Annotated in this window: 29 protein-coding genes; 7 read left to right on the top strand and 22 right to left on the bottom strand. The window is 58.3% G+C overall.

Annotated elements, in window-relative coordinates:
• Window positions 1–12: 12 nt before the first annotated feature.
• Window positions 13–453 carry a hypothetical protein gene (locus AC0L23_RS11045; RefSeq protein ID WP_473356891.1) on the bottom strand — a complete coding sequence of 147 codons (441 nt, stop codon included), beginning with the start codon at window positions 451–453 and terminating at the stop codon, window positions 13–15.
• A gap of 104 nt (window positions 454–557) precedes the next feature.
• On the opposite strand from AC0L23_RS11045, the gene AC0L23_RS11040 reads away from it, so the two are divergent.
• Window positions 558–920, top strand: coding sequence for a hypothetical protein (locus AC0L23_RS11040; RefSeq protein WP_473356890.1), 363 nt, complete (start codon window positions 558–560; stop codon window positions 918–920).
• Window positions 921–1946, top strand: a complete 1026-nt coding sequence (locus AC0L23_RS11035; RefSeq protein ID WP_473356889.1) for a phage minor head protein — start codon at window positions 921–923, stop codon at window positions 1944–1946.
• Between the two features lie 67 nt (window positions 1947–2013).
• Here AC0L23_RS11035 and AC0L23_RS11030 read toward each other — a convergent pair whose 3' ends face one another.
• Window positions 2014–2319 (bottom strand): endonuclease VII domain-containing protein, encoded by a 306-nt coding sequence (locus AC0L23_RS11030; protein WP_473356992.1) that lies wholly within the window; start codon window positions 2317–2319, stop codon window positions 2014–2016.
• A 546-nt stretch (window positions 2320–2865) separates the two neighbouring features.
• Between AC0L23_RS11030 and AC0L23_RS11025 the strand changes: the two genes are divergently transcribed.
• Entirely contained in the window at window positions 2866–3147 is a 282-nt protein-coding gene (locus AC0L23_RS11025) for a hypothetical protein (protein WP_473356888.1), read from the top strand.
• A 6-nt stretch (window positions 3148–3153) separates the two neighbouring features.
• Here the strand turns inward: AC0L23_RS11025 and AC0L23_RS11020 are convergent, their stop codons facing one another.
• From AC0L23_RS11020 to AC0L23_RS11010, 3 genes are all read right to left on the bottom strand, one after another.
• A complete protein-coding gene (locus tag AC0L23_RS11020) occupies window positions 3154–4209 on the bottom strand; it encodes a tyrosine-type recombinase/integrase (protein ID WP_473356887.1) in 1056 nt (351 codons plus the stop codon).
• A 292-nt stretch (window positions 4210–4501) separates the two neighbouring features.
• On the bottom strand, window positions 4502–5224 hold the full coding sequence (locus AC0L23_RS11015) for a hypothetical protein (RefSeq protein WP_473356886.1): 723 nt from the start codon (window positions 5222–5224) through the stop codon (window positions 4502–4504).
• A gap of 571 nt (window positions 5225–5795) precedes the next feature.
• Window positions 5796–5966, bottom strand: a complete 171-nt coding sequence (locus AC0L23_RS11010; RefSeq protein ID WP_473356885.1) for a hypothetical protein — start codon at window positions 5964–5966, stop codon at window positions 5796–5798.
• A gap of 1126 nt (window positions 5967–7092) precedes the next feature.
• Between AC0L23_RS11010 and AC0L23_RS11005 the strand changes: the two genes are divergently transcribed.
• A complete protein-coding gene (locus tag AC0L23_RS11005; protein WP_473356884.1) occupies window positions 7093–7359 on the top strand; it encodes a hypothetical protein in 267 nt (88 codons plus the stop codon).
• Window positions 7360–7542: 183 nt separating this feature from the next.
• Here the strand turns inward: AC0L23_RS11005 and AC0L23_RS11000 are convergent, their stop codons facing one another.
• From AC0L23_RS11000 to AC0L23_RS10980, 5 genes are read right to left on the bottom strand one after another with little or no spacing between them, the layout of a single operon-like run.
• Window positions 7543–9747 (bottom strand): hypothetical protein, encoded by a 2205-nt coding sequence (locus tag AC0L23_RS11000; protein WP_473356883.1) that lies wholly within the window; start codon window positions 9745–9747, stop codon window positions 7543–7545.
• Window positions 9744–10070, bottom strand: a complete 327-nt coding sequence (locus tag AC0L23_RS10995; protein WP_473356882.1) for a GTA-gp10 family protein — start codon at window positions 10068–10070, stop codon at window positions 9744–9746. Before AC0L23_RS10995 ends, AC0L23_RS11000 begins: the two co-directional genes overlap by 4 nt.
• Entirely contained in the window at window positions 10063–10470 is a 408-nt protein-coding gene (locus AC0L23_RS10990) for an HK97-gp10 family putative phage morphogenesis protein (protein WP_473356881.1), read from the bottom strand. The genes AC0L23_RS10995 and AC0L23_RS10990 overlap by 8 nt, the downstream gene beginning before the upstream one ends.
• Window positions 10467–12098, bottom strand: coding sequence for a terminase large subunit (locus AC0L23_RS10985; RefSeq protein ID WP_473356880.1), 1632 nt, complete (start codon window positions 12096–12098; stop codon window positions 10467–10469). Before AC0L23_RS10985 ends, AC0L23_RS10990 begins: the two co-directional genes overlap by 4 nt.
• Window positions 12076–12450, bottom strand: coding sequence for a phage terminase small subunit P27 family (locus tag AC0L23_RS10980; RefSeq protein ID WP_473356879.1), 375 nt, complete (start codon window positions 12448–12450; stop codon window positions 12076–12078). The genes AC0L23_RS10985 and AC0L23_RS10980 overlap by 23 nt, the downstream gene beginning before the upstream one ends.
• A gap of 74 nt (window positions 12451–12524) precedes the next feature.
• On the opposite strand from AC0L23_RS10980, the gene AC0L23_RS10975 reads away from it, so the two are divergent.
• Complete coding sequence (locus AC0L23_RS10975; RefSeq protein WP_473356878.1) at window positions 12525–12752, top strand: hypothetical protein; 228 nt, start codon at window positions 12525–12527, stop codon at window positions 12750–12752.
• Window positions 12753–12754: 2 nt separating this feature from the next.
• On the opposite strand, the gene AC0L23_RS10970 is transcribed toward AC0L23_RS10975, so the two are convergent.
• Entirely contained in the window at window positions 12755–13228 is a 474-nt protein-coding gene (locus AC0L23_RS10970; RefSeq protein ID WP_473356877.1) for an HNH endonuclease, read from the bottom strand.
• A gap of 47 nt (window positions 13229–13275) precedes the next feature.
• Here AC0L23_RS10970 and AC0L23_RS10965 point away from each other — a divergent pair, with 47 nt between their 5' ends.
• On the top strand, window positions 13276–13890 hold the full coding sequence (locus AC0L23_RS10965) for a hypothetical protein (RefSeq protein ID WP_473356876.1): 615 nt from the start codon (window positions 13276–13278) through the stop codon (window positions 13888–13890).
• 2 nt (window positions 13891–13892) lie between these two features.
• On the opposite strand, the gene AC0L23_RS10960 is transcribed toward AC0L23_RS10965, so the two are convergent.
• From AC0L23_RS10960 to AC0L23_RS10915, 10 genes are all read right to left on the bottom strand, one after another.
• Window positions 13893–14216, bottom strand: coding sequence for a phage head closure protein (locus tag AC0L23_RS10960; RefSeq protein WP_473356875.1), 324 nt, complete (start codon window positions 14214–14216; stop codon window positions 13893–13895).
• Window positions 14216–14632 carry a DUF3168 domain-containing protein gene (locus AC0L23_RS10955; protein WP_473356874.1) on the bottom strand — a complete coding sequence of 139 codons (417 nt, stop codon included), beginning with the start codon at window positions 14630–14632 and terminating at the stop codon, window positions 14216–14218. Before AC0L23_RS10955 ends, AC0L23_RS10960 begins: the two co-directional genes overlap by 1 nt.
• The gene (locus AC0L23_RS10950) at window positions 14632–14922 is read right to left on the bottom strand and encodes a head-tail connector protein (RefSeq protein WP_473356873.1); all 291 of its coding nucleotides are present in this window, start codon (window positions 14920–14922) and stop codon (window positions 14632–14634) included. Before AC0L23_RS10950 ends, AC0L23_RS10955 begins: the two co-directional genes overlap by 1 nt.
• 16 nt (window positions 14923–14938) lie before the next feature.
• Window positions 14939–15283 carry a hypothetical protein gene (locus tag AC0L23_RS10945; RefSeq protein ID WP_473356872.1) on the bottom strand — a complete coding sequence of 115 codons (345 nt, stop codon included), beginning with the start codon at window positions 15281–15283 and terminating at the stop codon, window positions 14939–14941.
• Window positions 15265–15561 (bottom strand): hypothetical protein, encoded by a 297-nt coding sequence (locus AC0L23_RS10940; RefSeq protein WP_473356871.1) that lies wholly within the window; start codon window positions 15559–15561, stop codon window positions 15265–15267. Before AC0L23_RS10940 ends, AC0L23_RS10945 begins: the two co-directional genes overlap by 19 nt.
• 337 nt (window positions 15562–15898) lie before the next feature.
• Window positions 15899–16447, bottom strand: a complete 549-nt coding sequence (locus AC0L23_RS10935; protein ID WP_473356870.1) for a hypothetical protein — start codon at window positions 16445–16447, stop codon at window positions 15899–15901.
• 15 nt (window positions 16448–16462) lie between these two features.
• Window positions 16463–17515 carry a phage major capsid protein gene (locus AC0L23_RS10930; RefSeq protein ID WP_473356869.1) on the bottom strand — a complete coding sequence of 351 codons (1053 nt, stop codon included), beginning with the start codon at window positions 17513–17515 and terminating at the stop codon, window positions 16463–16465.
• Window positions 17516–17622: 107 nt separating this feature from the next.
• On the bottom strand, window positions 17623–18111 hold the full coding sequence (locus AC0L23_RS10925) for an HK97 family phage prohead protease (RefSeq protein ID WP_473356868.1): 489 nt from the start codon (window positions 18109–18111) through the stop codon (window positions 17623–17625).
• Window positions 18104–18427, bottom strand: a complete 324-nt coding sequence (locus AC0L23_RS10920; RefSeq protein WP_473356867.1) for a gene transfer agent family protein — start codon at window positions 18425–18427, stop codon at window positions 18104–18106. Before AC0L23_RS10920 ends, AC0L23_RS10925 begins: the two co-directional genes overlap by 8 nt.
• Window positions 18424–19653, bottom strand: coding sequence for a phage portal protein (locus tag AC0L23_RS10915; RefSeq protein WP_473356866.1), 1230 nt, complete (start codon window positions 19651–19653; stop codon window positions 18424–18426). Before AC0L23_RS10915 ends, AC0L23_RS10920 begins: the two co-directional genes overlap by 4 nt.
• A gap of 612 nt (window positions 19654–20265) precedes the next feature.
• On the opposite strand from AC0L23_RS10915, the gene AC0L23_RS10910 reads away from it, so the two are divergent.
• Window positions 20266–20553: a hypothetical protein gene (locus tag AC0L23_RS10910; protein WP_473356865.1), complete on the top strand. Its 288-nt coding sequence runs from the start codon at window positions 20266–20268 to the stop codon at window positions 20551–20553.
• A gap of 56 nt (window positions 20554–20609) precedes the next feature.
• On the opposite strand, the gene AC0L23_RS10905 is transcribed toward AC0L23_RS10910, so the two are convergent.
• Window positions 20610–21656: an FRG domain-containing protein gene (locus tag AC0L23_RS10905; protein ID WP_473356864.1), complete on the bottom strand. Its 1047-nt coding sequence runs from the start codon at window positions 21654–21656 to the stop codon at window positions 20610–20612.
• Window positions 21657–21698 lie beyond the last annotated feature (42 nt).

Here is a 21698-nt window from a genome sequence, read left to right as displayed (position 1 = left end):
GAATTGCCGGTGTTACGACTGGCGGAAAACGCGAACGCTCGCGCCGTCCGGATCAGACTTCGGATCGCAATCGACGGCGAAAAACTGCTTGTTGGGCAGCGTTTCCGGCTCGTTGGTCGGAACCTTCGTGACGTTGCCCTGTGCATCCGTCATGTCCTGCGTTTTGTAGATAATCGAACCGTCCGCATTGCGCTTCATGGGGCCGGGCTTGCGGTTCTGGTTGCTGATGATGGACGCAAGCTGCTTCGCGGTCTTGTTCTTCACGCCGAAGGACATGCCGGGAGTGGTCAGCGCTTCGAACGGATACGAAGTCTTGCTGCCGCGATTGGCGTTGCGATCGGGCATCGGAACCGAAGTGGAAACGCCAGTAAGAACGGGCGCAACGCGCGGCGGCTGCGTGGTCTTCGGCTTGCTGGTGCCAGCGGTAGCGGTGGAAGTGGCGGATTTTGCCATTTTGATCAATTCCCTGATGGTGGTGAAAAACTCACAATACGGTGTTTCTAGTGATGGTTTTGTAAATCGTCAAGTGGTAAGTTGATGAACATAGGGGAAATCGAATGACGTTCTATGATGAAATGCAGGGTGTAGCGCGGGAAGTGCTAACCGAATTCCAGCAAGGCTTGGTGAAATATGTTCAAGTGGTGCCGGGCAACGGTCCTGTTGATAACCCCGGCCCGCCGACGAAAACGCCATTCACAATCCCGGCAACTGCGACGGGCGTTAAATTCAAGTACGTTCAAAGCGGTTTGGCGGTGGCAACTGACCTTCAAGTGATCGCGCCCGTTGATGTCAGATTCACGCCGGAAATGACCGGTCAAATTGAAGCGGACGGCATTCTGTACAAAATCGTTGCCGTTCAGCCGATCCCCCCGGTTGGAACTCCGGTGGTCAACGTAATTATTTTCCGGGCAGGCGGCTAGATGGCGAAATCCCTTGAACAAATCCTTGATGAACTAATTGACAAACTCGCGCCTAAAATTCGCGATGCCTTCCGGGCTGCAATTCAGGGCGTTGATGATCAGGTTATCTTGACTGATCTGATCAAGGCTATTCAGGCACAGGATTATGAAAAGGCGTTCACGGCGCTAGGTATGTCGAATGCCTCGCTGCGGCCGATCACAGCGGCGTTGCAACTGGTATTCGAGCAAGGCGGGGTGGCAGTCGGATCAACGTTCCCTAAGCGCCTGAATACCAGTGCGGGCAGGGCGGTGTTTCGCTTCGACGTGACGAACCCGCGTGCCGAACAATGGTTGAAACAGCAATCATCGCGGCTGATCGTCCAAATTCAGGAAGATACGCGGGTGAACGTCCGGAACGTCATCACGCGCGGCCTAGAGGCTGGCAACAACCCGCGTACAACCGCGCTCGATATCGTCGGCCGGATTGATCCGCGCACCGGGCAGCGGGTTGGCGGTATCGTCGGCTTGACGCAACAGCAAGAGGCATGGGTTGCGAACGCTCGCCGTGATCTATCGGAATTGAGTGAACGATATTTCACGCGGGCGAGGCGTGATAAGCGGTTTGATGCGATTGTGCGCAAGGCGATCGATAGCGGTCAACCGTTGGATCAAGCGACGATCGATAAGTTGGTTATCAAATACAAATCCAGCCTGTTGAAGTTGCGCGGTGATACGATCGCGCGCACTGAAACAATCCAATCTCTCAATCGATCACAGCACGAAGCGTTATTGCAAGCCGCTGATATGGGTGCGGTTCGGCAGCAAGACGTTCGGCGCGAATGGGACGATGCGGGAGATATCCGCGTGCGGCATTCACACCGGGAAATGAACGGTCAAACCGTTGGCTTGGATGAACCGTTTAAGACGCCATCGGGGCAAATGCTGATGTTTCCGGGTGATAGCTCGCTCGGTGCCGACGCGTCCGAAACAATCAATTGCCGTTGCCGCGCTAAGATGCGCATAGATTGGCTCGCGGATATTGATTGATATGAAAATAGCGGTTGGCGCTTTTGTCGCATTCATCGCGGTTCTAGTGGTCGCAAACAACGTCGGCTTATTGCGATGGGCTTGCGATCACTATTGTTCCTAGCGGGTCAGCCGTTCGCGATCGATTTATATACTCGGATGCGGCTTGTAACGATGCGATGTCATCCCGAAAGCTACCTAATCCGGTATTGCAGCCATTACACAAAATACCTCTTACCTTCCCTGTTGTATGACAATGATCCGTGTGCCATCGGAGACCGGGATTTGTGCATTTGCAAATGGCGCACGCACTAGACTGCGCTAGGAACATCGCATCCCAATCAGCCAATGTGATGCCGTATTTTCGTCTCAAGAGGTAGTCGCGTATTTTCATTTCGGACGGCTTCAAAGACTGCTCGCGACGAAATTCAATAGCTTCCTGATTACTCTGCAAATTTCCCAAGAGTATTCCGATCTGGTTAAGCATCGTCTTTTGTCTTGAACTAGGATTATTGCCCACAATGGCGTTCCGGATGAAAATCATGAAATCTTCTATGGTCACTTTCGGCCTTTCCTGATGGTCAAGCGATCATAGCATTTTGCAAAAAAGTATAAAACCCCTGCGTCTACAATCCGAGATATTTGGTCGCTTTGCAGAATGTGTCAATGATTTCAAAGGCCCGCCCGCGTCTGGGAGACTAGGGGTCGGAGGTTCAAATCCTCTCGCTCCGACCATTTTCTTCAATACCATCAATGTCATTTCTGAGCGGTCGGTTTGCGGCCGACCGCCCGTTTGCAGACGGTTTGCAAGTCCTGTTCTCAACTCGTTCCACAGTGGGTGTATTCCGAGCGCGAACGGGACAGCCATGGGATGGAGAGGACCGACAGCGGCGCCGATGTCCAAATCTGAAGTTTTGGGTTCTGGCCCGAGACCTTAGGTATGATTGCGGGGTCCTGGCGAAGAAAGGATACGGCAATGGCTGCGTATCGGAGCTGTCGCAATTGCGGCAATGAGGAAGACGGGACCCAAATTTACAGATGCGACGACTGCGGAAAAATATATTGCAGGGACTGTTCTTGGTCTAATGCGATTTGTCCACGATGCAAGAATTCCCAGGGATGGTTTTCGGCCACAGAGCTCGGAACGATTGCGGCGAAAGAAGAAGATGGCGACGACGATGACGATGACGATGACGAAGTTGATGATGACGACGAGGACTAGGGCGCCTCATTTGGCGACCTCTTTGTTTTTGTCGCGATAGTCCTCCAGTTTCTTGATGGCGTTTGCCGCAAGCACGCCGCGTCGCGCGAGGTAGCTGTCGATCACCTTCTGGGCCTTGTCGACGGTCCACGTCAGGGCCTCCGCGATCTCCGGAGCCGTGGCGCCAGCCTCAGCGAGCAACGTCGCGGCGGTGCCCCGGTTATCGTGGAAGTTCAGATCGCTGGCTCCGACCATCTCGGAGTCCTCGCGCCAGTGGTCGTTGAAATAGCGCTTCGTGTACGCCTTGCCGGTCGGGGTCAGCATAACCAGCGCGCCGGTTCGGGGCAGGGCGTCCAGGTGCGCTTTCAACTCCCGGGTCGCGGGTATCCAAAGCATCTTGCCGGTCTTGCTGGAGCGGATTTGCACGAGCTGTCCGTCGTAGCGGGTCCAGGCAAACTTGCGGACGTCGCTGGCGCGCATGGCGGTGTTGCGCACCAGGATCATGGCCGTCGCTATAGCTGGCCGAGCGGTCTTGATGAACCGTTGCTGTAGCTCCTCCGACCACGTCTTATCCGCCCGGTCGCTCTTGTAGAGTCGGTGGAAGGTCGGGATGGGGTGGTGCTTGATCCGGCGCTGCTCTTTCGCAAACGAGAGTACGCGGCAAAGCGCTGACATGAGGTTGTCGGCCGATCGGCGCGAGGTCTTGCCTAGCTCTTGGTGCCAAGCGAGCGCGTCGGCCGCGAAGGCGTCGGCGTCGTCAGCGTTGTTGAATGTGTCCTCTGGGACAGTCCCCCATTGCTGCTCGATGCGCTTGAGCTTCCAAGGATACTGCTTTCGGGACTCTTCGCTCAGGGCGGCGTAGGTGCTGGATGTATCGAACAGGCGAATGAGATCGGTGAGTGTCTTTTCGCTCAGGCGCCGGGTGCGCTTCTCCGCCTCCGCATAGGTTTCGGCAAGCCGATCGGGGTCCAGGCGGATGCCCGTGGCTCGGTGGTAGAGGTAGATTTTGACTGTGCCGTCCGCCTGACGCTTGGGAACGCGATTGATGCCCTTGAGCTTGAGCGGCTTAGGTCGTACGCGCATTCTCAACTTTCCAGCGCTTGTAAACGGACAATTCCGGAGCAGATTCTGTCACAAGGCCCGATGCCCGGTCTAGGGCAGAGTCAAGGGCTTTGAGGTCCCAACGGTTCGTGCCGGGCACTGCCTTGGGGATAAGTCCCTTCTGAACCCACCGATCAAACGCGGCCAAGGTATTGCAGCCGCAGTAGTCGGCCGCCTCCTGTTTCGTGAGCATGCGTTTGGCTAGTCGATCCATGCCGAGAGCATAGCGCCATTTCTTACGGAGATTCCGAAGTTGCGGCTCTCCGGGCGTCCCTCAACTTTGCAGGCCGTGCCACGGGCGCCCCGGTTCCTCCAATTTCGCGATGTTCTTGACCAGCTTCTGAGCACTGCTTTTTGTGATGCCCGCTTGCTCTGCAATCCGGCTGAGGGAAGCTTTCGGCCCGAACGACGCGCGCGCCCGCTGTTGCGTGACCCAACCTTGGACTAGCTCAAGCTCGCGCCCCTCCATTTGCTCTAGAAACTTGTCGCCCTGTGGGTTGGCGGTCGCCCTGCGAATGGCGGCGAGGCGCTGATCGTACTGGCGTGCCCAACCCGTCGCGCAAAACTCTCGCCACGGAGGGGATGCCTCAAGGTCCGCGAGAAGGTCATCGACGCGGGCGCTTACATCAGGCTCGCTCGCTTTGGCGCGCTGCCTCTGTTTCCGAGCGCGCGCTTGCTCACGCGTTTTGGCCCGCTTAGCGGCTTCCCGTCGCTCTTCCTTCTGGCGTGCGGCTTCAGCCTTGAGCGCCCGAAATCGGGCCAAGGCTGCCGGAATGGGCTTTGCAGCCTCCGCTTCCGGTTCGGGTTGCGCCTCAGGCGGCGGAAATTCAATTGTGGTTACGGGAGTCGGAGGCGCTTCCCCGTCGTCATCGAGACCGGCGATAACGATGGCAGCGAGATCAACTTCGTGATCGCCACCGATCGTGACACACCGTCCCGGCTGGCAGCCATCGGGGAAAAGGCTGCGCTCCAATTGTTCGTCGGTGACGTCCGCCATGGCGGGTCTTGACCAACGGACTTCCGAATTCGTGCTATACTCTAGCTGTAGTTCTGACGCCGACACGTCGGAAACTCCTTCTGTTGAGCCTCAGGGATGCGCGTCCCTGGGGCTCTTATTTTGCGTTCAATTGGGAATATAGCGTCCGCCGGAAGATTCGACTTCTCGCGCCTTGAACGAGCGACCGTTTGTCCGCTTTTGTGAAGGGTTTCGGATGCCGGCCCCATGACGGTGTTGCCGCGCACACGGGGGCTGGCGTCCGAAAGCCTCCAAAGGAGGAAACCGCGCTGGGGGGACGTAGGACGATGCCGCGTGATCGAGCTAGTCGCGTCAAACAACCTTCAGACGATCAGGACGATCGCCTATGGGGATTTAATGTTTGGCGGCACCTATACTTTCAATGGCTTGGCTATAGCAAAAATACCACACCACACAATCTAAACGTGAGCTCCTCGATATTTGAAGGCCATAAGGCAAACTGATCTCTGGCGGCTGGAAAGCCCCCGGAGCTATCAGAGCCGAAACTGTTTCGAGCTGCTCGTCAAGAGCATCACCGCATTTGTAAGTCTGCTTACGTCGAGATGCCTCGACGGGGTCCAACTAGCGCGACGTTGAACACAATCGCGATCGAGGATTCGAGTTGGCTCTTGTGCAATGGTTGGTGCTCCGCCACGAACTTCCAGATCAGCACGTCCTCGATCATCGGATCGTCGCCAGCTACACCAATTGCCCCGCTCGTCACGATGAGCTGTCGCCTATTGCTTCGCCGTGTCGCCAGCCGCGGCGTTCTACCGCGCGAGCGGTTTAGTCCTCTGACCCCATCTCGGACTCCGCGCGTCTTGCAGCACGTGGGCGGGTGCCACTTCTCGCTGCTGGCCCACCCATTCGAAGAGCAGAGTGTCGTTCGCAGGCGGCTTGGTCACAGCTCCCAAAAGGAGATTAAGCCAATAGGGGGGCGCCGGCTTGGACCGCACGTTTTTAGTCATCAAGATTATGAAGGTCCGGTAACCTCGTATTAACTATCGGAAAGGCACCCTTAAGGGAGGCTGAGCGACTCACCTTCTCATGGAGATCACGATGCTGACCCGAATTTTTGCCGCTTTGATCGCCGCGCTGGCACTGGCCGCACCTCGGGCTGCCTTGGCTGATGATGCTGTTGCAGGCGCCATCGTTGGAGCCGGTATCCAAACTTGACGAAGAGGATAAGTTGGAATTGGCTGGCCTGCTAAAAGCTTCAGTCGATACTTATCGCCTCAGCAAGACTGACTTTTGCTTTCTCGAAGGATTTTATCACTTTCTCAGCTCATCTTAGAGCGTCTCGGCGCCTATTCCGTAGAATACTCTGCTGACAGCCTGCAGGCTTTCTAGGCTAAATGTAGGCGCCTCCTGTTCGCTAACAGGCCCATCCCGCCCGACGGCGTTCCGACTGTCGGGAGGGAACATGACGAACCCTCTTTGCCTTGATAGTATTGTTCTGGTTTGCCGAAGCGACGCCCCTGGCGGGGGCATTTCCGGTCGCCGCGCCTCTCCTCGACATGCAGTCAGCGGTCTTCTGGCGCCTTCATTCTTGTTAGAAACAAGGAGCATGTTCGCACGACATGCGCGGCTTCCACGGCAATCAAGGGTTCGGCAATTACTCAGGCTTCGGAGGCGGCAACCATAACCAGCCCAATGGTCAAAACTGACCCTTGGCGACCGAACGACACCCTCCCTTCTGGTATTAAGCCCCGAGCCGACCACGCGTAAGCCGGTAACACGTGGCGCCCATAAATGGGTTTATATGGATCATTTAATTTTAATTGACATATTAATGGAGATGACTATTATTTACTCGCTGCGAGTTGCATTTAATTTGGAGGGTCCAAGCGATGAAATTTGCTCAGATTGCGACAGCCGCGCTGGCGCTTGCTATCGTATTCGGCACCCCGAATTTAGCCAACGCTCAAAATGGTAACGGCCAGAACGGCCAGAACGGCCAGAACGGCCAGAACGGCCAGAACGGCCAGAACGGCCAGAATGGGAATAATGGCAGTGTACATGGTGCGCCTGGGCCTATCGCGGGTGCGGGTCTGCCTATCCTTGCAGTCGGCTACGGTGTGTATTGGCTGATTAAGCGCCGTCGCAAGGCGGAATAGAACTGCTGCTATCACCGCCGCAAAGCCGCCGGATCAAAACACCTGATCGAATTTTGAAAGGACCGCCGCGAGGCGGTCTTTCTTTTTGCGTTCGAACATCAAGAATTTCCGGCAGAAGGCAGCTATTGGCCCTTAGCTGTCCTGACGCCCTGAAGGACGCGGCTTGTCCCGGCTGCGCAAATTCTAGCGCTTCAGCATGCCGCCGGGGCGGGTCTGGGTGCGCAGCTCCTGCCCCACCATCTCGCGCGCGGCGTTCTTGACTTGCTGGGCGATCTGCTGGGCAAGGGCGCGATTATCGGCCGGTGATCCATTGGAAGCGCCGCCGTTGACGTGAATATCTCCCATGATGAAGTTGCCGCCTTGTCCGCCGAACATGGGTGCTGCGCCGCTGCCTCCGACTGCGCCGCCGTCAGCAAACCTGGGCGCGCGGTTGATCTGTTCCAACAGCGCCCGATGCTGCGCGGTCGAGGCCGCGTTCACGACGAATTCGCCGGGAGACAGACGTGCCAAAACCCGATCGTCGCGGGGGCCGCCCGGGCCGGTCACGGCGCCGCCATCGGCAAACTTCGGAATGATTCCGCCATCAGCAAAGCCAAGGCCGCCGGATAGGCCACGCATAAGCGGCTGCACGATCAGCATCTTGATCGCGGCTTCTTCGATCGCCCGGACGATGTTCTTTGCCATGCTGGCGAAGCCGTCGCTTACGCTCTTGGTCCCGTCCAGGATGTCGGTAAGGCCGGTGGCGAGCGACGATGACATCGTGTTGCCGATCGATCGCATAGCCTCATTGGTCCGCATGGCTTGCGCTTCAACCGAGTTGAGGGCGGTGGCAACGTCCGGATAGAGGCCCCTTAGTTGTTCGGCAATCTGAACGTCCTGGGGGTCGAGTAGGGCGGTCTGACTGCCCCGCTTGATGGAGAGAGCAACACTGGCCTTTTCGACGGCCTGCGTTGCCTTGCCGTAGGCCCCAGTGACTTCCTCAATCCGCTTGCGCTGTTCGTCGGTAACGACGCCTTCGCCCTTGCCCGCCGCCGCGTTGGCCTGCATCGCGACTTCCTGGAGCTGGGCCGCGATTTTGTTGCGCTCGCGGGCGGCGGTGCTCAGATCGAGGCTCTGGGCCTCCGCATTCATTGCGGCGGTGCGCTTGTCGATACTGTCGGCGGCCGTGCCCAGCTTGTCCACATTGCTGCCGGTGCTGATCTTGGTCGGCGCCGCACCGGTGCCGCGCGACTTCGGAGCCTCGGGGCCTTCCGGAACGCCGCGTTCTGATGCGTCAATTTCAGCCTGCAACTGGTCGCGCCGACGCTTCAAAGCGTGCTGGGGCTTCTCAGCGCCGATCGCGTCATAGAGACCGCTGACCCCCGGGATAGACGTGACCTGCGGCAACCCGCCCAAGGCGGTGCCATTTTTGATCGCGTCATTGACGGCCGCGAGTTCGTTTCGCTTGCGAGCGGTCTCCGAGGTGAGGCCAAGCTTATTCGACCATTCGACGGCCTTGGCAATCAGATCGACCGTTTCAGCCCAATGCCCCTTGATCGTGAGCAGAACCGACGCGAGATCATCCCAGCTTGGCTTCAACGCGGTTGAGAGGCGCTGATGGGCCAATTCCAATTGGAGGTCCATCTCTTTAGCGCGCTGAACCAGGGCGTTGCTGAAAATGCCATCCGAATTCGCAGCGGCTGCCTTGATGGATGCGAGCATGCTGTCGGCGGACGTTTTACCTTGCCGCATGCGATCAATGATCTGCGAGCCGAACATTTTCTCGCCCAAGTCATAGGCGGCTGCTTGCTGGCCGATTGACTGCAACTGAATCATGGCCTTGAGAACGGCCTGAATTCGATCTTCCTGGGTTCGCGAGTCCCGGAACAGAACCAGGCCCTCAAGGCGCTGCCCCGCGCTCTTCGCCAGCGTCTCGTTATAGACCCGCAACGCCTTCTCAACGTCGCTGAGCTTCTCTTCGCCAACAGTCCATTCCGACACGTCGATAGGCGACTTTTCCTTGGTCGCGTTGAAGGCGTGGTTAAGCGCCGACTCTAGGTCGCCAGCCTCAACTTTGAGCTTCCGGGCCTCCGAGGTGAACGCCTGAAAGAATGCAGGCGCGACGCCAGCGTTCTGGGACTTGTCGGCAAGATCGACCATATCCTTAAGCTGTTGGCGCGCGCCCTCGATCGCGGCCGACATGAGCTTGAAAGATCCGACGACAAGCGCAACTTTGCCAGCGACACCAAGCGCCATGCGAGCAGCACTACCAGCCATAGAGGCGCCGATAGCCTCGTTCAAATCGATAAACTGCTTTGCGATCTGACGCGTCGCAGATTGGGTGAGCGAGCTGGTCTGTTTCAGGCCTTCCTTCAACTGCTCAAGGTTGACGCTAACGGGGATTTTCAATTTGCTTCTCCGATGAAGAGCGCGGTCAGGACTTCGTTGGCGAGGATCACGTTCGGTGCAAGCGGCTTGCCGCGAACATGAGTGTCCAGAAGCCGTTCAACGTCCCGTTCCGGGAGCCCTCCACCCAGCAAGCCAAGCTCCACCACTCGCTCAACATCGTCGGCGGTGTATGCTCCGGTTTCAAACCGGGCGAGGGCGGCGTAGGGCGAAAAGCCGTTGATGCCCCGCCAAGAGATGACGCGTTGCACCCAGCGGTCGGCCAAGGTGAAGCTGTGGGTCCCTCCGGCCCAAGTAATCTCGCGGGCGCACTTGTCGTCAGTCATTGTCCAGAACCTCTTCAATGCCGTCTTCGATCGCCTTTTGCATGTCGTCGCGCATGGCGTTGTAGGTGTTGAAAAAGAAGGGCCGCGCTGCTTGCCGGCTGTTGCCGAATTCGAAACCCTCCGCGTAGTCGTAGGGCTCGCCGCTGCCGTCGCGGACTTCCTTGGTGGTGAGCGCGCCGCCCGCCTGAACGATGAATTCGAGATCATGGGAGCCGGGCACCACAACGCAGGACTCTTCAAGGTGGCCCGTTTCGTCGGGCGCTTCCTCTAGAGCCTGCAAGGCCTCGCGCTGGGCAGCCGAAAGCCGCTCCGCTTGTTCGCGGACGACTTCCGACAACTGCTCGGTAAGCTTGTCGGGCAGAGATTCCAGGTAGGCTGCAAAATCGTCGCTATCGCTCATTCGAGCACCAGCATGTCCGCAGTGATCGCGGGGTTATCGAGGAAAGAACGGCCGGTCTCGCCCGCAGCCGCGCGCGAAACAGCCATCCAAGTCGCCGCGGCACCGTCAATGCGATCGGTCGATTTCGACTTCTGAATAATGCGGTTGTCGTTCGCGTCCTTATGGATGGCCACGTTGGAGAAGTTCCAACGCAACACCGGATGCCCGCCGTGGCGAAAATTGCCACCGATGATCGCGGCCTCAAGTGTGTTGAGCGCGGGCGATTGCGTAACCCAACCCTGTCGTATGGTGACGACTGGAAAGCCTTCCTCTAACAGCGGCGCCATAACCGCTTGGGCATAGGCCACGTCAAATCCGATCTCTTGGACCTGAAAGCGCTCCGCCAGACTGCGGATATAGTCCGCGACCGCTGCGTTATCGATCACGTTGCCAGGGGTGGGTGTGATGAAGCCTTCCTTCGCCCAGGACGTATAATTCACGCCATCGAGGTCGCCGCGTTTGCGAATGTCTTCCTCTGGGCAAAAGAAGTGCGGCAAGACGGTGTAGGTCTCGCCATCGCGGAAGCAGGCAACGACCGATGAAAGGTCGGTGGTCTTCGACATATCGACGCCAATCCAGCACGGTGCACCGAGCAAGGCCTCATAGTCGATCGGCCCCGCGCCGCGATCGTAGGTCGCCATATCGACAAAGGGCGAAGTCGAATGATCCAGCCAAACGTTGAGCTTGTACTGGCGCAAGCTATCACGCTCGGTGGGGCTATCCTTTGCGCGCGCGACATGGCGCCGGAAGCCGGCAACAGAAGGATATCCGTGAGCGCTGCCCGGGTTGACACGCTTCCAAAGCTCTTCGTCGGCATAGTCGCAGTCAGGGGCCGACTCGAAGAGGACCGGGAGCAATGTCGGGTCGGTAATCTCGCCGCGCGCGATCTTGCGGGCGCGCTCAATTACCTCGTATGCGATGTTGTCCTGCCCGCGACCGGCTGTCGTGGCGACGACAAGCAAGCTGTTGTCGATCTTGTCGAGCCCGTTGGTCAGAACTTTCCAAAGCCCGTCGCCGCGCCAGACGTGAATTTCATCGGCGAGCACGAATGAGGGCGTGCGGCCTTCCTTGCTCGGTGCATCGGCGGAGATGACTTCTAATTCGGTACCGTCGCGCGGATACGCGATCTTTTTGGCGCTGTTGAAGGCGTCATAGACCTTCGTCACCGGGACTAGGTGCTTGGCGTCGGCCTGTATGATGCCCCGCGCTTCCTTGAACGCGATACCGGCTTGGCTGCGGTCGCTGGCAGCAAAGATCACCTCGCCACCGGAGACCCGTTCTGGGCCGATGGTGTGAAGCAGAGCCAGGGCGGCGGACAGGCTCGTTTTGCGGTTGCCACGCGGGACCAGGATTACAACCGTCGATACGATCCGGTTACCGCTGCCGTCGCGTGGCCCATAAATACGGCGAACAATCCGCTCTTGCCAGGGGTCGAGCTGGAATTGCTTGCGGGGTAAGGCGGACTTGGGATGTTTCAGGCGCCGGAGAAACGTGACCGCTCGCTCGCCATAACCGAGCGGGTCGGGGATCGGCGCGTTGTCATAAATCCACTGCGGATAGGTATCCTTAGAGGGCGAGCGGGTTGTCATCGTCGCCTTCGTTGTCGTTTTCGCGGACTGCCGGTCGGGACCGGGAGACGGGGGTCAAGCCAAGTTCAGCCGCGAGCTGGCGCGCCGTCACCATGGCCTTGTCCTGGGCCCGGAGAAGTTTCAGGTCCATCTCGCCACGGAGCAGTAGCTCAAGTTGGCGGATGCGGCCAATTGCGATGCAATAGCTTTCGAGGCTGCCAAGATCGGCGATGGTGAGGATGCGGCGCCTTGCGAGTTCTGGCATGACGCGGCGCCATTCTGCCTTCGCGTGCTTGCTCAACCAGGACGGCGGTTTGGTGCCAGCGTCGAGCGCGTTGCTATCGGCGGCCAGCTCTGGTTTACGGCCCCTCATATTTGCCCCCGAATTCGACGGGGGTTGCATCGCAATCGGGTGCAGATACTCTTCAGCCGGGCTGAGGAGAATCGATGGCCAAAAAGACTATTTCTAGTGGCGATTTGGGCTGGATGATTATTGAGGAATTGAGAGCCGGCGGACTTGGCCCGATAGGGCTTTCGGTCGTTTCGGATGGTGACAAAGGTGAATGGCGCGTTGTCATCGCGGGAAGAAACCGAGACCGCATGCGGGCGGGTGATCACCGGCGGCTTGCGGCAATAGTGGCGAAGCTCAAGCGCGTTTACGTGTTGGCTGACTAGCATCAATCGACCCTCGCAAACTCGCCAAAGTGCTTGCGCGCGGCGGTAGCGTAGGCTTCCGCTGCCGCTTCCTTGGTGGTGAAGGTGCCAAGGCTCAGCGCGCGATCGTCGACGAAGATGGATGCCCGATAGTTGCCGTTCGGGGTCTCGCGAACGCCTTTGGTGCCGAGCTTATTGCGTGCCTTGATGCCGTGCGATACCTGCCTCGGCGACGCCAAGCGGAGGTTTGCCCAACGGAGATTCCTCGGGTCATGGTCGCGGTAGCTTACCTTGCGGGGCGGCCACCCGCCGGTCATGTAAAGCCATGCAAGACGGCTGGCGAGGTAGAAGCGATAGTCGACCGTGATATGGGCGAAGCCGTTCCGGTCGACGGAGCCGACGAGCTTGCCACCCCGGGTGAAGACACCCGTAGCAGGGTCATACGTGAGCACTTGCCGAAGGCGGTCAGCGGCAAGCTGTGGTTTTCGGTGGGTCACGCCGCAACCCTCTCGACAATCGGGGGAGCGCAGAGCAGTTTGTAGGGATGAATCAGCGATACGATCTTCTCGCCTTTTCCCTTTTGCTGTTCTCCGCAGTCATGGCCGTATGGCTGACCGCCGGTCCCATGAATTTTATCCTCAAGGATTGGCAAACGCTTCTGGCGTCTTTCGTGGCGCTGGGTGCTGCGACCTTGGCTTATAAGGCAGCAATGGCGAAGGTAAACTTCGATCGGCTTACCATAGAACGCCAGGACAAACGAAGGGTGCTCGGTCTCTGCTTGCGACTCGAGTTCGCAATGCGCGTCTTGATACATCAAGCTCAATTGCTGGAAGATAAGATTCCAGACGCTATCGCTACCAAGGAAGTGAAGTTGGACATGAAAGCGATTGAGCTTGAGAGGCCCGAAGCGCTGGCTGAGGCTTGGCAGAGTCTCGACTGTTTCCCTCCATCTATTGCGGAGTTGCTGGCCGACGTTCAGGGAAGCTTGTACGACTTCCAACAATTCAAGTTGGTAGTGAATGACGCTGTCTGGGACCTCAAAGCCTGGACAACGCCCCCAGAAGATTTGAAAAGATTGAAGTCCATCGCCGGCGAACTTTCTGAGGCTGCGGTGGGTGCGATTAAGCAACTCAGGACCATGATAACTTTCTTGAGTTAGTTTCACGCGGACGCTCCAACTCTCGCGCACGCGACGTCCATCCCAACGCGGCGGCCGATCTCGACGATCTGCTTCACGTCATACTGATGGCCCTCATAAAACAGCCTGTCATTGAGGCTGAGGCTAGCAAAGTAATACATGCGGAAGGTCAACACCGCGTCGCTTGTGTGCCCGCGTGCGTCTTCCCGGTCGTCAGTCGCATTCTTGATGAGCTGCGCCCGCATGGTGGCGAACGTGGTCCAGGTCTCTACGGGCGTGCCGTAGAGGTCCAGGCCAGTGGTGCGGCGCTGAATTTCAATCAGGCGGTCGAGGTTACCGGCGCGCATCAGTTTGCCTTCATCATGCCTGCGACCGTGACCACGCCATGGCTAAAGGAGCCGTGGGGGTCGCGCATGAACCGGGTCTGGGTCACCATCAGGTCATGACAGGTGAAGTTGTCTAGGATCAGAACGCCACCCACCTGGGCGTCAACACGCAATGCCTCAACGATCGCGCCAATTGCCTGCTTGCACTGAGCGAGGCCCGGTTCATGAAACCAGACGTGCAAGGTGGCGTGTGTAGTCGAGTCCCAGCGTCGAAAGATGGTCTGGCCTTCACCGATTTGGACGCACGGCATGCGCTCTGGGCGGCCGTTGGCGTCAATGATCGCGTCGGGATCGACCAGGGCTAGAAGCTCTTCGGACGCGATCAGGCGCGCTCGGATGAACTTTTGCAGGTCATATGAGGGGTCAGATTTGGTCATCAGCCGAAGCAAAACGCGCGATAAGGGGCCAAAAGGTCGAGGAAACCGAACGGCAATTCCTGGGCGGTGACGCCGACAAGGGACGCTTCCCGGTTCTGATAGAGGTGCGCCATCAATTGCAGCACAGCTTCATTCACCGGGGTCGGGGTGCCATCTGTGTCCACATCGGAGGCCGTATAGGCGCCAACCCACGCCTTTGCTGCCGCCAGCTTGTCGGTAAGCAGGGCGTCGTCGGCGTCGATCGTGACGTTCAGGTGGGCCTTGGCTTGGTCCAAGGTGATACCGGGCATGGTCGAAAAACTCCAATTAGGCGCGGTCTTGCGTGACCCGGGAGCACCGGTCGCGGACGTTTTTTGCGAACTTACGACCCACCCCCCGGTCTAGCTCTTCGAACACCAGCGAGCCGACGTGTTTGCGGTAGACGCGCAACGCACCATCGATCGAACAGACGAGCTTGTGAAACTCAGTTTGGAATATAGCGGTGCGGGTAGGTCGAGGCGTGTGCTTGCGTGTTGGTGTGGTCAGCGTCCGCTCAACAGTCCATCCTTGACTGAGGCGCCAATAGAGGAGCTGAGGTGATTGACCGGTGTGCTTGGCCCACTCACGAATGGTGAGGGTCAAGCCATCGTGGGTTAGCGTGATGGCTGGCATTGGTTGTTCCTGTTGGCTCTACGTCTTGCGGTTGGCGTTTCGAGTGGCTGATCGTGCTTGGCGGCCTCAGTGACTACCTTCGTCGCGTAGGTGCGGACGCGCATAGGCTCTAGGCCGGCGAGGGCACACACGGCGTTGAAATCCTTGTTCGGCTTGGTGAGCCAATCGCGGGCGTCACGCTGTTCGTTGCGGCGCCAGTTGAGTCTGGTCGAGAGCGGTTCGGTCGCGTCGATCAACGCTTGCTGGATCACAGCGCACCACAATCGCTTTTCGCTCATTGCTGGCGTTCCCGCGATTGCTTGCGGCTGGCATGGCAAGGCGAGCTGGCGAGCGGCTGCCAGTTGGAGCGGTCCCAGAACAGCTTCATGTTGCCGCGATGGGGAACCTTGTGATCGACGCAATCCGCGATGCGACCGCAGCCGCATGCACAGAAGCGGTTCTGGGGCAGGGCAAGGAATTCCTTGCTCTCGCGGCGCCACTTGGAATCATAGCCGCGCTGATGTGCGGTGGGCCTGAGGCGATCGGTCTCAGCTTTGCGCTTGATCTGACATGGGCACAGCTCCCCAGCCCAAACGAGTTTGCCGCAACTACAGACGCGACGGGGTTTGAAGGGCATTAGCCTTTGCCTCTTCCAATTGCGTTGATCTCCTTGCGGAGATCGGCGGGCATGCCCTTGGTCGCGTCGATTGTTTCGGTGTCGTCGCGCTTACCAAAGACGGCCGCAAGCATCTCAACCCGGCCTTGCTTGGCGTTGATGATCTCTGCCGGTGTGGCGTTCCAGGTCGCTTCCGGCGTCCATCCAAGCCAGCCGGTGCCGATCTGGTAAAGCTGGGTGAAATACTCTTCGAATGACAGAGGTTCGCCCGATTGCGGTTCGTCGTCGCTTGTGTCGTTGGCGCCGCACAGCACGGGTATGAATGCGAGAAGCTGGTCGATCACTTCCGGGGCCAACAGTACCGCTATCGCTGGCTGCCGGTATCGGTGACCGACTTGCGTCGCGTAGATCAGGTCATTGATGGCTGTAATGTTGCCGCCGTGGATAGCGAGATAGAGCGCTTGGAAGCCGTTGTATTTTTCGTTTAGGGTAAATGCGGCTCGTAGCGATGGCTTCAAGTCGAAAGACTTGTCGCCAAGCTGGAGGGCAAAATTCGCTACGAGCCGCATGTTCTTCATGTCCTCTTAGGTCGCGGAGACCTTGAGCTTCACGAAGCGATCGGGATGGGTCACGTCGGCGCCGACGCGCTTGCGCGCGTGGAAGCGGACCTGACCCTTGGTCGCGAGCGTGTAGGGGTCGCGAAGGATCGAAATGCCGACGCGATCGACGATGCGGTAACCTTTGAGGTCGCCGAACATGACCGGGAAGGCGTTGGCCGCGATGTCGGGCATATCCACCGCTTCAACGATCGGGCGGCCAAGCAGTGTGGTCGGTGCGCCCTCGGAGATCGGGTCCAGGACCAGATAGCGGCCCATTCCATCCTTCCACAGACGGATGGCGCCGAGCGTCTTGCGGTTCATGAGCCAAACGCCATTCTGGGCATGCGTGCCCGGAAGCTGATGGAACATTTTGATCAGCACGTCGGCCGGCGTTGAGGTCGGGAAGTCGGTGGCGCTGCCCGTGATTAGGGTGGCGATGCCGGTGGCGTTCAGTAGGCCCATGGGCTGGGTCGTGCCGTTGCCCTTGACGAAGTGGGCACCCTCGCCAATGCCGAAAGCCTCGCCGAATTCCGAGTGCAGTTCGCCTTCGAGGCCATAGGCGTTGTCTTCCAACAACCAGTTGGAGATGTCCGTATAAGTCGCGTACTCATACGGAGAGATGCCGATCTGCTCATAGGACGGTTCGCTCTCGGTGCGGTCCTCAGTCTCGCCGACGATCACAGCGGCCGGGCTGCCCGTGCGCCGGGGATATTTTACTTGACCAGCGCCGATGGTGCGGACGTTTGCATACTGGCGGATGGGCGAGAACTGGCGCAGAAGCTTCAGAACTTCGTTGCCGAATTCAGGGGGCGCGATAGCGGAGTTGTTGCTGACAACCAGCGATTTCTTTTCGAGGTCGTCCATCTTGTCGGCGCCGCCGCGAAGGAACGACTCGAACGCCTTGGTTTCGATCTTGGGCTCGTTATCGTTCGCGGCCTTGTTGCCGGGACGATTAACCTTGGCCTCGATACGGTCCAAGCGCTCGGTGAGCTTGGTGTTGTCGTTGGCGGCCGTCTTCGTTTCGAGGGCCGCCTTCAACTCCGCCAGTTCTTTGGCGACGGAGGCAATCGGATCATCGGCTTCGCCGGTGTCCTTGAATTGGAGTGCATGCGCAGTCTTCATTTGGTCGTCTAAGCTCCTAGGGATTAGAGGCATTGCCGGAAATGCCGGAGAAGGTCGGCCACGCCGCGAAGCGTGTCAGATTTCGCTGCCGTCAGACGAGCGCGAGGGTGAGCGGGATCGCGGACCAAGCTGATCTCAGCTAGGTCAAGTGCGTCGATGATGCGTCCACGGGCTTGCTTTCGGGACGCCTTCGTGCGGAAGCCAATGGACAGGCCGGTAACAAGGCCAGTCTTGAGCATCGCTCGGATCGAGCGCGCACGCGGCTGGTCGAGGTGGAGGGTGCCCTTGACGCTTAATCCGTCGTCGGTCTCCTTTACTTCGCTCCAGGTGCCGACTAGGTCGTCAGGCCGGTGCTGATACAAAATCGGCAGATCGGGAAGGATTGTGCCGAATGCGCCCTTCGTGATCAGGTCGCCGTAGCTGTCAGGGCCTGCATTGAACGGCCAAGCGATGCCGGTGATCTCACCTTCATCGTTGACCGAGAGAGCCGCTTTGATCTCAAGCCTATTCATTGGTAGCCGCCTCATGAGGATTGCCGCATACCGTCCGCTCAAGGATCTTCGCGGCGAGCTCATATGTTTCGATCAGGGGGCAGCCATCGACGTAAGTCAGGATCAACTCATGCGCGCGCTTCGCGCTCATTCCGCCGCCGATGAGGGCGAGGCGGATCGTCTCGTTGATGTCGGCCTGGGCGAAGTTGCGCGCGAACAGGCGGTTTGCGATCGCGCCAATACCGGAGCCGCACTTGACCTGAAGCTCTTCGATCTCGCGTTTGGTGAGCTTGAACGTGTGCTCGCCGTCGCCAAGGAATGCGATGTATGGCGTCATGCGGCCTCCGCTTGATCGTTGCCGTTGAGCTTGCCGCCCTCGTGCGCCGAGCTGGTATTGGGGTTTTCAAACACGTCGCCGCCCTCATAGGCGGGGTAGCCGAAACCGAGTTGCCGGGCTTCGTTCGGGTTCAAGATGCGGGCGGAAACGGTGGCGCTGAGCGCCTGGGCACGCGCGAGAAGATCGGCGCGGGCAAATCCATCCACGTTGAATTCGATGCAGTATTGCTTCCGCTCTTCCGGCGTCAGAAGCTTCAATTCAAGCTCTTGCTCGAAAGACTTGAGCCGAGGCAACAGAGCTTGCGATAGGAATTCTTGGCCGATTGCTTCAATCGATCGCGGCTGAGCGCGATCTACCTGCATCAACATGTGCAACGGGACGCGCCACAATCTGGCGATTTCCGCGACGGCATATGTGCGCATTTCGAGGAATTGAGCATCAACGCTGCTAAACGTCAGGGCTTGCCAGTTGAAATCGGCGGGCAAGATCGCAGTGCCGCCGGACTTGTTGCCACCGTGAGCAGCGTTCCAAGCCGTGGCGACCTTCGCGATGGCTTCAGCCGTGGCATTGCCCTTTGATGTGAGCACGCCGCTGGGGCGGGCGCCTTTGCCGAATAGCCTAGCTGCATAACGTTCCAGAACCAGCGCAAGCGCGATTGCTTCTCGACCTTCGCCAACAACACCTTTGCGCGGATCATAAGCCGGCGTCGGAAGGTGGATGAGATCGGCGCCCGCGATCTCGCGACCATCAAGCTTGTAAGTCGGCTCAACGTCGGAATCGTCGACGGATACCGGATTGGTTCGGGGATCAAGCCGGATCAGCTCAGCGGGCTTGCCGCCGTCAACGCGATTGATGAGCGCGAAGGCGCCCCAGGGCTGCAACAGCGCGTCGGCCATGAGCTGGGTGCGAAACAGCGCGGCGGGGCTGAAGCTGTTGGGTGCGTCATGCAGAAGGCCGTAGAGCGCGTGATCGGGTGCTTTCTCTTTGCCGCCGTCCGGAAGTTGCTTGTAAATGTGCAAGGGCAGCGAGCCCGCCGCTTCGCTGATCGACCGCACAGCGCATGCTACGGGTGCGCAGGTCATTGCGGTGTGAGGGGTGACGGTCACGCCCGAAAGGGTCGGGTTCGCGCCGAATAGGTCGAAATAGAAGCCGCTCGCGTCAGCAAGGCTGGGCGCGACTTTCGTTTCTAGACCGATAAATTGTTTGAGGCGCGAAGTGAGAGACATAACCAAAAGGGGTTGCGCGTCCGCTTGATTGCGGATGCGTGATGCAGTTCCCCGATTGTTGCTCTGAAGGTCGAGATCACGTTTGCTCGTGCGATCGCCGACGCAACTATAGTCTCACGGTTTCAAATTACGCGCAAGCAAAAAATTCGGAATTGTCGCATTTGTATAGTTACAGGCGCGACGAGAGCCTTGTGACAGCCGAGGGTTTGCATCCCGGGACGAGTTGTCCATCCCGGGAGCGCTTCCATTCCGGAGAGGGTGATACGGCCTGATGTCACGCCGCGCTGTCTAATAATAGAATCTAGATATACCTTCTTACTTACTAGACGGAAGAGGGTGACATAGATCGTATCACCCTGTTTCGTTGTTTTTCAAAGGCTTACGCAGAGGGTGATACGATTTTGGTCACGCTGCCCCGGAATCGTATCACCCTCGACCGTATCACCCTGTCACGCTCTGATGCTTCCCGGGATGCGAAGCCGGGCTCCGTATCACCCTCGGTCACGGCGTCTATAAGTCAGTTTTAACTTACAATCTTGAATTGAAACAATACCTTGACGCACTTCTGCGAATATGAGTCTATGTCCCGGCATCACCACAAATGGGGCTGACATGACTGAAAGCTTTTTGCCGAATTCTCTCTACGCGATCGTCGTTGAGCGCGTGACCAAGGTTGCCGGGCAGGGCGACGTTGAACTGATCAAGGTTGCAATGGGGCCGTTGCTGCACGACCGGCCCGGGCTGGCGGAGCGGCTCGCCTATTTGGCACCCTGTCCGGTCACTGGTCGGATGACCGATACTGAAACCAAGCACTGCCTTGGTGTTGATGGTGACATGTGGCCCAAGGAAATCTATGGTGTGTCGGTGCTGGCGACCGCCGAGGACAGCCGGACCGTTTAGTAATCTTCGGGCCGTAGCGTGTCGCCGGGTATGGTCCCGGCGACGCACTAATGCGACTAAGAAAATCCAAAGAACCGATCGCGAAGCTGGGAGCAGGCTCCGTCCAGGCCAGGGAAAAGCGAGCCCGCGTTGATGCCCATCAGGTTCAGCTCGGTCAGGACCTGCTCACGCAGCGCAACGTGGAGGTCAATGGCTTGCAAATACTGCCGGCCGTTCGTCTCTCTGAATGCAATAAAGTCTTCGATATCTTCCGCGTTCGTAACGGTCGCAAGTGCCTGCTGTGGAACCTTGCGGACGTTGTTGACCGCTACCGCATCCAACAGCGAAAAGTGAATTGGAGCCGGCGCTATTTTCTGCATTTGTCTCCAATCTCTTGTCCATTGCTCTCGGTCAAACACAAAAATGCGGACCTTTTCCACAGGTGGTGCCGCTTTCTTAAAGGCGAAATACGCGCTGATGAACGGCGAGTAGGTCCAGTCGAGCAAAGGGGTGGGATAGCCATGATGCTGCGCAAGGCTGATGAAGGCTGCGTATTCGACGCCGATCAACAGATTGAAATAATGGTTGGTCAATCCGCTTAGATGCCGATGGAGTTCGTTGATGTCCGTGTCCATGTATCTAATCAGATCGGCTCGCTGGGTTCGATGGAACGACGTACGCAAGCGCCAGCTATTGTTTTCTTGGCCCCTAAAGATATACCGGTAAGGCGGTTGGTCCCGCACGAAGCGACGAAATTCCTCCCACGTGTTGACGTTGGTCGCCTTCAGTGTGGATGGTCGGCTTCCGTCAACTCTGGAAAGAGTAGCGCCCCCGGTTGTGCCGATATTCGTTGTCCAGCTTACCGTGATCGTATTGCCTGAAATGATCCAAGTAGTGTCAACGGTGGTCGAAAACGTCACTCCCGGAAATTGGGTCGCGAGCGCTTCCCAGTTCGAGAAGTCGTAGTTTCGGTCAAGTGGAGCTAGCTGCAAGCCAGCAATGCTGTGAGCGGCAACGCCTTTGGGCAGTGTTACATAGGCAGCCGTAGATGGGAGGTTCGCTTGATCGTCGAAAATGTAGGCTCGCCCCTCGTAATTGGGACCGATTTCGTCCAGCTCCAGCATCGCTGAGCCACTGTTGGTCCCTGCGTAGCGTCCAAGCCATTG

The organism is Bradyrhizobium sp. MI1.4 (genome assembly GCF_055811315.1).
This window is presented reverse-complemented; position numbering and strand designations above follow the sequence as displayed.